Below are 2404 nucleotides of genomic sequence, written 5' to 3'. Positions count from 1 at the left end.
TGAGAATGGTGTGACCCACAAATTAACCTTACCAACCGTATTTGGCACAGAACCCCTCCTAATCTCTTTACAACTCTTTTTAAGGTTGAGATGATGCAATATTGCCACGGCGAAAACAAGGTCAATGCATTCATTCTTGAATGGTAGGTTTTCGCAATCGCAGATAGCGAACTCAGCGGTGGGGGTAATTCTTTTAGCATGAGTTACTAACATGGTGTTTAAATCTACACCAATAACGGTGAAACCCTTCTGGGATAAGATGCGAGAGAGCCACCCTGCACCACAACCATAATCTAAAATCAGGTGAGGCTGGTTGGAGTACAAAAACTCTAAAATTATCTCAAGTTCCCTTTTTCTGATGACTTGGCGGAGAATTGATTCCTCGTAAGCACAAACTTCCCCCATTTCATCAACGTCAGCACTACTGTATTTTTCAAGTTCGCTGGATATGATATCAACTTTATCGTTTCTATCATTGTTTACCAACTCATCCGCCTCCATCAGCTTGATGGGTACCTTTTTTAAATAAAATTTATTTGATGGCTTTTATGCAGGCAATTCCTTTAACATTTTTCTTTGAGTCGGTTTCTGTTAAGTCTTTCTTCGAAACTCGTATCCAGTAGCCTGTTTTTTTCAAGAAGTAATCCTCACTTTCTATTTTGAAATTTTTAAGTATTGACTGGAGTTGACTAGCATTGTAAACTCTGTGTAATTGTGTGACTGTCGGTTTTCCATAGGGTACCGTTAGAAGTAATTTTCCGTTCCTCATTAAAATTCTCTCTATTTCTTTTATAGCCCTTTTATCTCCTTCCCTGTCTTTGGGATCCCCGTATCTCCCTAAGCCTATATGCTCAATTGTTGATATTGCTGTAACTGTTTTAAAGAAATCATCTGGAAACTTAGTATTTCTGATATCTCCTGTTATGTTCTTTAGGTTTGTTAGAGGAAAACTGTATTCGTAGGGTCTTACATCGAGTGTGTATACTTCGTATCCTAAACAGGCAAGTGCAAGTGGAAAATAGGATCCAGTAGAACCTACGTCAAGTATTCTTCCGGGTTTTTCATCAAGGTTTGTGAATGCCCAAGAATACTCGATAAATCGCTCTGAAGAGATATCGGTGTAGCCAGCCCCATGTAAGCCTAGTTTTTGAGCTAGGGCACGAAAATACTTATTTCTTTCATAGAGGCGTAATAACTGGAACATTGACATAACCTCTCGGCATTTACAGAATAGTTCTATGGTATTTGGCTTGTTGATAATACTCCTTTCACGCTTTAGCTATAATAAATTAAATCTTTTATATAATGCTTATTCAAGCCGAAGATGTAAAAACATTTTATAATGACTATATATATTTTATTTTAACCTAGCAAAAATAAAATCTTTGTAGATGTGGTTAAATGATGACCTTTAAGAGAACGCTTAGATCACTAACAAATGTATCAGGTGAAAATTTCAAATATGATACCCTATTTAAAATAGTTTCTCTACTTAATCTCGTGAAAAAGGGTTCGTTCAATTACATTTTACACTCCAAACCTAATTTAATTCCTTGGAGATTTAGTAACTGTATAGTAAGGGTGAGATTTGATCGTGTAAGTTTTTGTTTTTATTGTGTGAAAAATAAATCTTTCAATGTTTTCATGAATCCTTATTTTCATGAATTTGATATATCTACATTTATATTCCAACATCTTAAGGAAGGGGATACCTTTGTAGATGTGGGTGCAATGGGCGGACTCTACACAATAATCGCATCAAAAATAGTGGGAAATGAAGGACATGTTTTTTCGGTAGAGCCTAATCCCGATAATCTCTTTTACTTTGGAAAAAACATTGAACTAAATAACTTGCATAATGTGACTCTATTCCCAAAGGCGGTTGGAGAAAAAGAGGGCGAAATAACACTCCATTACAATGAGGGAAAATCTGAATTAACCTCAGCACTTGGTACTGGAGAAAGCAGTTTCCAATCTGAAATGGTGACTTTGGATTCAATTTTGGAAAGAGAGTCAACTATAAAGATATTAAAAGTAGACACGGAGGGTTACGATTTAAAAGTTCTAAAAGGTGCTACAAAAACTCTTGAAAAAACATTTTATGTTATAGTGGAAACTAATATTAAGAAAATAAAAAATCTACTGGTCGCACAAAATTTCAAGTGTGAAACAATTTATCCCTCAAACTATTTATTAGCAACGCGAACATTTTGAATCCCAATATTTTTTTACGGGTTTTTTTGCAAAAAATCTAAAAATAAAAAGGCTGTGTTGATAGTGAAGCCACAATGTAAAAACTTATTGAAACATCTTGAGAATAATATATTAAACCAAATAATAACCAAGTTTGACAGTATTTGAAAATGAGTTTTTGGGGGTAGGGATACCCTTATAGTGGAGAGAA

Annotated in this window: 3 protein-coding genes; 1 reads left to right on the top strand and 2 read right to left on the bottom strand. The window is 34.9% G+C overall.

Translation table 11 applies throughout. The features are described from left to right. Together ACUVXA_RS19785 and ACUVXA_RS19780 are read right to left on the bottom strand one after the other, a co-directional pair. Positions 1-486: class I SAM-dependent methyltransferase (locus tag ACUVXA_RS19785; RefSeq protein ID WP_445873012.1), on the bottom strand; the 486-nt coding region annotated here is incomplete at its 3' end. Positions 487-532: 46 nt separating this feature from the next. Further along, positions 533-1204 carry a class I SAM-dependent methyltransferase gene (locus ACUVXA_RS19780; protein ID WP_445873011.1) on the bottom strand — a complete coding sequence of 224 codons (672 nt, stop codon included), beginning with the start codon at positions 1202-1204 and terminating at the stop codon, positions 533-535. Between the two features lie 197 nt (positions 1205-1401). Between ACUVXA_RS19780 and ACUVXA_RS19775 the strand changes: the two genes are divergently transcribed. Next, entirely contained in the window at positions 1402-2214 is an 813-nt protein-coding gene (locus tag ACUVXA_RS19775; RefSeq protein WP_445873010.1) for an FkbM family methyltransferase, read from the top strand. The last annotated feature ends 190 nt before the right edge of the window (positions 2215-2404 follow it).

This window comes from Candidatus Jordarchaeum sp., assembly GCF_052745115.1.
Note: the sequence above shows the minus strand (reverse complement) of the source record. Positions and strands in the feature narration are given on the sequence as shown.

Excerpts from the sequence above, each read along its gene's own strand:
- ACUVXA_RS19780 (WP_445873011.1), bottom strand. The coding sequence starts at position 1,204 with ATGTTCCAGTTATTACGCCTCTATGAAAGAAATAAGTATTTTCGTGCC.
- ACUVXA_RS19775 (WP_445873010.1), top strand. The coding sequence starts at position 1,402 with ATGATGACCTTTAAGAGAACGCTTAGATCACTAACAAATGTATCAGGT.